This is a genomic window from Caballeronia udeis, from assembly GCF_044909315.1.
GTDB classification, from domain to species: domain Bacteria; phylum Pseudomonadota; class Gammaproteobacteria; order Burkholderiales; family Burkholderiaceae; genus Caballeronia; species Caballeronia udeis_A.
Genome location: NZ_JBIYEB010000046.1, coordinates 38,374 through 44,839 on the forward strand (window position 1 = coordinate 38,374; position 6,466 = coordinate 44,839).

The following is a 6,466-nucleotide window of genomic DNA, read 5'->3' on the forward strand; positions in this document are numbered from 1 at the left end:
ACCTGGACTTCCATGAATTCGATCAGATTACAGGCGATCGCTGATCTGTGGCGTCGTTACAGTTCAATTTTTCGCGCGGCCTACGAGATTCGCCACCAGCTCGATGCGCCGCAGCGACTGGGCCATGAACTGGCGTTTATGCCGGCGAACCTTGAACTCGTCGATACACCGGTTCATCCCGCGCCCCGTTGGACGATGCGCATCATCGTCGCGCTGGCACTGATCATTGTGTTGATTAGCCTGCTCGGAAAACTCGATATCGTTGCGACGGCAAAAGGCAAATTGATCCCCAATGCACGGGTAAAAATTATTCAGCCGGCGATAACGGGAGTTGTACGGCAGATCAGTGTCCGTGACGGGCAACGGGTCAAGGAAGGCGATCCCCTACTCACGCTCGACACCACGCAGGCCGCAGCCGATTCGGACAAGGCCCGCGCCTCCAAGATCGACGCCGCCTTGGCCATCGCGCGTTCACAGGCGTTGCTGGGTGCACAGCAACGTGGGCATTCCCCGATCGTGGCTGCGGTCCACGGGGCGTCGGCCGACGACCACCAGCAGGCACAGCATTATGCCGATGGCCTGTACCGCGAGTATCAAGACAAGCTGGCCAGCGCCGAAGCTGAACTCGGAAAGCGAACGGGGGAGCTTGACAGCACTGTTCACGAAATCGAAAAACTTGAGGCGACGGCGCCACTCACGCGCCAGGCCGCGAACGACTACAAAGGGCTCGCCGCAGGGAAATATGTCGCCAATACGGACTATCTCCAGAAAGAGCAGACGGCGCTCGAACAAGAACACGAACTGGAGGCCCAACGCAGCCACCGCCAGCAATTGGCTGCGGCTGTCGTTCAACAACATGCTGAAATCGCCTCGACGACCTCGCAGTTCCGGCGCGCGCAGCTCGATGAGCTAGACAAAGCGAGCCAGCAACTGACACAGAGCACAAACGACGAAACCAAGGCGCAGACCCGTCAAGGTCTGCTCACGCTCTCGGCGCCCGTCGCCGGCACGGTTCAGCAACTCGCTGCCCACACGCTCGGTGGGGTGGTGACGACGGCGCAAGCGGTCATGGAAATCGTCCCGGACGACTCGGTCGAGGTCGAAGCGAATATCGAAAACAAGGATATTGGATTTGTGAAGGTGGGGCAGGATGCGATTGTCAAAATAGAAGCGTTTCCCTATACCCGCTACGGCTTCCTGAAAGGGAAAGTGACGTCGGTGTCCAATGACGCAACTCAGGATAAGAAGCTGGGACTGACGTTTATCGCCCACGTCAAACTGCCGACGAACCAGTTTCGTGTGAACGACAAGCTCGTTGACTTGACGCCTGGCATGGAGGTCACCGCAGAGGTCAAGACGGGAACGCAAAGCGTCGCGCATTACTTTCTCGATCCGCTCGTGCAAACCGCGCAAGAGAGTATGCGTGAGCGTTGATATTCGCGTCCAAGCTTTGGCCGCGCAGGTCGCTAAGACGCCGCCAATAGCACCGGTCGTGGGCAGCTACCGTCGATGCGATGGCTGGGCTCGAATCGGCGCAATTCTGGTCCTGAGCGTGCTAAGCGGCAGTGTCAGTGCCGTCACCACTGAGTTCGACGTGTTCCGGACCGAGCGCACGGTGGCGCCAGTCGCCGCAGGCGCTTTGCTGGGGCAAAACGGCGTTTGCGAGTTCGGCGCGATTGAACAACCCTTGAGTTTGCGCGAGACGATCGAGCGGACGCTGTGTAACAACCCTAAAACGCGCGAGGCGTGGGCGAATGTCAAGGTGCAGGCCGCCAACGTCGGCGTGACCAAGGGGGCTTATTTACCCACGATTTCCGGCACCTGGCAGGGTGTGAAAGACGATTCGACGACCGATGTCACCGGCAAACCGCAGCTCAGTTCTGCCAGTCGCGCCTTCGTGCGCAGTGACAGCGCATCGCTGAATTGGGTCCTCTACGACTTTGGGGCGCGCGGTGCTGCACTCGATAACGCGAAGGAGTTGTTTGCCGCCGCGCGGGCGAATCAAGATGCGGTCTTGCAAACCGCATTTGCCCAGGCCGCCAAGGACTATTACGCGGCGGAAGCAGCGCAAGGCGCCCTAGTAACAGCCGAAGAAGTAGAAAGCGATGCCAACGACAGCTTCAAGGCCGCAACCGAGCGCGTCAACCATGGTGTCGCACCCATCACCGATGCATTGCAAGCGCAGACCGCCTATGCCCAGGCAGTATTCAGCCGTGCGAAGGCTGAAGGGGATCTGCAAACGGCGCTTGGCACGCTTGCAGCCGACATGGCAATGAGCCCGGACACATTGATTGCACTTCCACCGGTTGCCGGCGGCGTTACCCCGGATGCGGAATTCGGTCGCTCGATCGCCGATCTGATGGACGAAGCCAAACGCACCCATCCGAGCGTCGTGTCGGCTGAAGCGCAACTTGACGCGGCCGCGGCCAAAACGCGACAGGTTCGGGCTCAAGGTCTGCCGAGCATATCGCTTGTCAGCAAATACAGCACTAACAACCAGCCTGCGTCGTTGGGGCTGGGCGTACCGACCTTTCCGGCAACGGGACGGGATTGGTATGTTGGCGTGCAGGTGACTATCCCGATTTTTGAAGGTTTTGTGCGCAACTATCAAGTCCGCCAGGCTGCGGCGCAAACAGAAGTACAGCGCTACACCCTCGACGAGACGAGAAATCAGGTGGGACTGGATGTTTGGACGACGTATCAGGCTTTGAAGACAGCGACAGAAAATGTCCGAAACAGCATGACCCTGCTCGAAATCGCTCAGCGCTCCGAAGATGCCGCGCAGCACCGGTACGTAGTCGGGGTCGGCAATATCCTTGAACTCCTGAACGCGCAGTCCGCACTGGCGACGGCGAAGAAGCAGCGTATCCAGTCGTTGACCGATTGGCGGACAGCGCGGTTACAACTCGCCGGGAAGTTGGGGAAATTGGGGATGGACCGGATCACCGGCGAATAAGCTCGCGATGGGTCCGGAACCGAAGTGGACCAACAGATTGCACAGCCTGATCGCACGTCGTATTTGCAAGAACGTACTTGCTTTCGAGAGTGCTTGAGCCGGAGGCAGAGTCGTTGGACTCGCGCTTCGGCCAACGGGTACAAGTAGCGTAGCAGCGTGCCTGCTGTGGGCGGAACGTACGACGCATTTCGACGAATGCAAGAATCGGATAAAGACGAGCAACGTAGTGACCAAAGGTTTGGTATGGGGTGCGGCTACCTAGAGAGCATTGAACCTGCGTCGGGCGTTCTGAACCGCGGCTTCTCTGCTTCAGCGGCGGTAACTGACGCGGCCGGAAAAAATTTCATAACTAAAACAGAGGCAATATGCAATCCGTTACTGTGGGGCAATGCTTCAGGGGCGCTTGGAAAGACGCGGGATTAGCCATTCTCAACCGGCCTTTGATGGCTTTGATCATATTCGCTTTCCTGCTGCTCACAAGCTACGCGCAGATCGAGCTGCGACTGGCGATCGCAGCGGCTGCGGCAGCAGGTGGACCGCGCTTTGGGCATGCGGGAGTTTCGCTTGGTTTAACGATTTGTTCAATCGTGCAGATGTTTGCGATCGCAGGTTTACCAGTGCAGGTCATGCGGTATTCCCTTCTCGGCGCCGAGGAGGCTCGCTCGCTCGATTTTTTCGACAAAGGGTACTGGCGATACCTTGGCCTGTGCGTGCTGCTTGGTCTACTGGCCACGGTGTTTGCAGTGGTCTGTACCGTCGTCTTCGTTTTCACGTTGCTGGGTCATGGTCATCACAGTCGTTCGGCTTTTCTCATGCCGTTGCTGATCGCGCTGGTCACGGTCGGTTTGGCGGTGTTCATTTTCATAAGGCTGAGCCTTTTGTTCTGTCATGCGGCAATCGGAGCGCAGGCCTCGTGGGGCGCCGCATGGCGCGATACGCGAGGGCATTTCTGGTCGATCACGATGATTCATATTGTGACTTCACTACCGCTGATAGGTATCGTGATTGTGTTCGTCGCGATCAAACGGACAGTTATGGGAAACTTGACGACGGATGGGTTCGCTTACTGGTCGTCGGTTGGCTGGGCACTGTGGATGATCTTCGCGCTCTCGTTGGCGGCGGCATGTTCTGCGTGGCTGTATCGCCGCTACTCTGCATCGATTCTCGAAGCGATGTGACGCGAGGGCGGCTCGGAATATAAGCCGGAATGTGCATGCGGTGAGATTGCATGCACACGGCCGACAGTTCGGGTCGTTGGCCGACTGAAAAGACAGCTGTGCAATTGGCCGTTCAGTTGCGTGGCGCATACAAGACCGACATTTTCACTGTGTTCCTGAAGCGTCCTGTCGTTGACAAAAATGCGGAAGATGCCGCAAGGAAAATTGATTCGCAATGCAGATACTGTTCATCCATCAAAACATTCCGGGTCAATTTCGGCATCTCATTGCGGACCTAATTGCACAGCGCGACACGCAGGTTTGGGCGCTCGGTGAGGCGAGCCGCGTCAAGGCAAACTGGAACAGCGCGGTACCGGGCCTTAACCTCTACGGATACGTATTTCAAGAAAAGGCCGTCACGCCGCTTAACGCCTATCTGCGTACGACGGACGTCAATTTGCGGCGAGGATTGGCCGTCGCGACGAGTCTTGAGACTCTCAAAACCAAAGGGCTGAACCCCGACGTCGTGTTCGGTCATCCGGGTTGGGGCGAAATGTTGTTTGTCAGGGATGTGTTTCCGCGTGCCCGAATCGTCAACTACTGCGAGTTCTACTTCAATACGGAGGGGCAGGATCTGGGCTTCGATCCCGAGTTTCCCGAAAAGGCAACACTCCGATACGACGTCCGCGCGCAGAATATGACGCAAAGTCAGAGTCTATTAGCCGGTGACGTCGGGATAAGTCCCACGCATTGGCAGAAGAGTCGCTATCCCAACGCGCTAGGTGGTCAGATTGAGGTCGTGTTTGACGGGATCGATTGCGATATTGTCAAACCAAATCCAGGGGCAACATTCGACCTCGGGACGGAGGGTGCGAGTCTCTACGCAAAAGACGAGGTGATCACATTCGTCAATCGGAATCTGGAACCCCACCGCGGATTCCACGTCTTCATGCGAGCGCTTCCTGAGATACAGCGCCTGCGTCCGAACGCTCACGTGGTAATTGTCGGTGGCGACGGCGCTTCCTACAGTCGACCCTCATCGAAGGGCACCTACCGGCAACACTATTCCAAGGAGATCGATGGCCGCGTGAATTGGGATCGCATCCACTTTGTCGGACGTATCCCGTATGCGCGCTACCTGAGTCTCCTGCAGATATCGACCGTACATGTATATCTGTCCTACCCGTTTGTGCTTTCGTGGTCGTTGATGGAAGCGTTGGCGGCGTCTTGTTTGGTCATCGCGTCAAGAACCCCAGCGATCGAGGAAGTGATCGAAGACGGCTACAACGGCTTGCTCGTCGACTTTTTCGACCATGCACATCTAGCGCATCAAATCGACGCCGCATGCAAGAGCCCTTCGAGTTTCAGAGCGATCAGGGATCGCGCTCGCCGGCGTATCGTTGACGACTACGAGTTGCACAATGTGTGTCTTCCACAGTTAAAGCAATTGCTGCTGTCACGCATCGCCGGTTAGACGCAGTCAGTCATCGGATTGACGGTTTTATTTTTGCAACGGTGACAGTTTTAATTCGGACTACGGTCAGCGTCACGCAGAGCGAAGCTCATTTACACTCAGGCCATTCACCAGGCTGGGCAGGACACGGTCCGCATAGCGGGCGATCGGAAAATCGAACGTGCCACGCAAGTTAATGCCTTCCAGATACGTGGGTGCGATTCGCCGCAGGTCCACAGCTCTAAGGACGTCCCCACTCATCGCCTCGATCTGACCAACGGCACGTTGCATATGCATCGTGTTCCAAGCCATTACGGCGTTGGTGAGCAACGCCAGCGATGACGACACGGCCGCGAGTGATTCGTGATACTTCGTTAGTTCCGACGGAATCTTGCCGATGTGTATCGCCCGCTGCACGGTGTGTACGGCTTCACCACGATTGAGGACATGCTGAAGCTCGCTTCGGAATACCGGATTGGTGAAATAGTCGATGAGGAAAACCGTACGGAACAACCTTCCTATATGAACGCCACCGTCGTACACGGACTGTCCACGCGCCGCTGCGCCGAACCGGGTCAACGCCTCGACCGCCGTGCAGCGACCGCTTTGAACCGACGCTGCCACCCGAACGAACTCGTCCCAGATACTTTCGATGAGGTCCAGGCGCACGTCACAGTCGGTCACGGCCACGAGCTCCGCCGGCACGGCGTGGTGCCGTGGCACATGCAAACGGCGGTCGCGCAGATGAGCGAGTCGCGGACACAGGTCGAAGCCCAGCGCCCGGGCAAGCCCCATTGCGAAATCGGTGTTTATATGGACAAGTGGGATTTTTTGTCAATCAATCAACGTTCCGCTCCGTCAGGCCGGCGTTGTTCTGGGTCGTGTTCATTCGGCTCTCCC

At 57.4% G+C, this 6,466-nt stretch carries 4 protein-coding genes and 1 pseudogene; 4 read left to right on the forward strand and 1 reads right to left on the reverse strand.

Translation table 11 applies throughout. The features are described 5' to 3' along the window. Window positions 1-12 precede the first annotated feature (12 nt). From ABH944_RS41255 to ABH944_RS41270, 4 genes are all read left to right on the forward strand, one after another. Window positions 13-1,434: an HlyD family type I secretion periplasmic adaptor subunit gene (locus ABH944_RS41255; protein WP_404614625.1), complete on the forward strand. Its 1,422-nt coding sequence runs from the start codon at window positions 13-15 to the stop codon at window positions 1,432-1,434. A 16-nt stretch (window positions 1,435-1,450) separates the two neighbouring features. Then, complete coding sequence (locus ABH944_RS41260) at window positions 1,451-2,956, forward strand: TolC family protein (RefSeq protein ID WP_404614627.1); 1,506 nt, start codon at window positions 1,451-1,453, stop codon at window positions 2,954-2,956. Between the two features lie 365 nt (window positions 2,957-3,321). Beyond that, on the forward strand, window positions 3,322-4,134 hold the full coding sequence (locus ABH944_RS41265; RefSeq protein ID WP_404614629.1) for a hypothetical protein: 813 nt from the start codon (window positions 3,322-3,324) through the stop codon (window positions 4,132-4,134). A gap of 214 nt (window positions 4,135-4,348) precedes the next feature. Then, complete coding sequence (locus tag ABH944_RS41270) at window positions 4,349-5,587, forward strand: glycosyltransferase (RefSeq protein WP_404614631.1); 1,239 nt, start codon at window positions 4,349-4,351, stop codon at window positions 5,585-5,587. Between the two features lie 72 nt (window positions 5,588-5,659). Here the strand turns inward: ABH944_RS41270 and ABH944_RS41275 are convergent. Then, window positions 5,660-6,382 (reverse strand): annotated as a pseudogene (locus ABH944_RS41275) (Tn3 family transposase); the annotation flags it as partial. Between the last annotated feature and the right edge of the window lie 84 nt (window positions 6,383-6,466).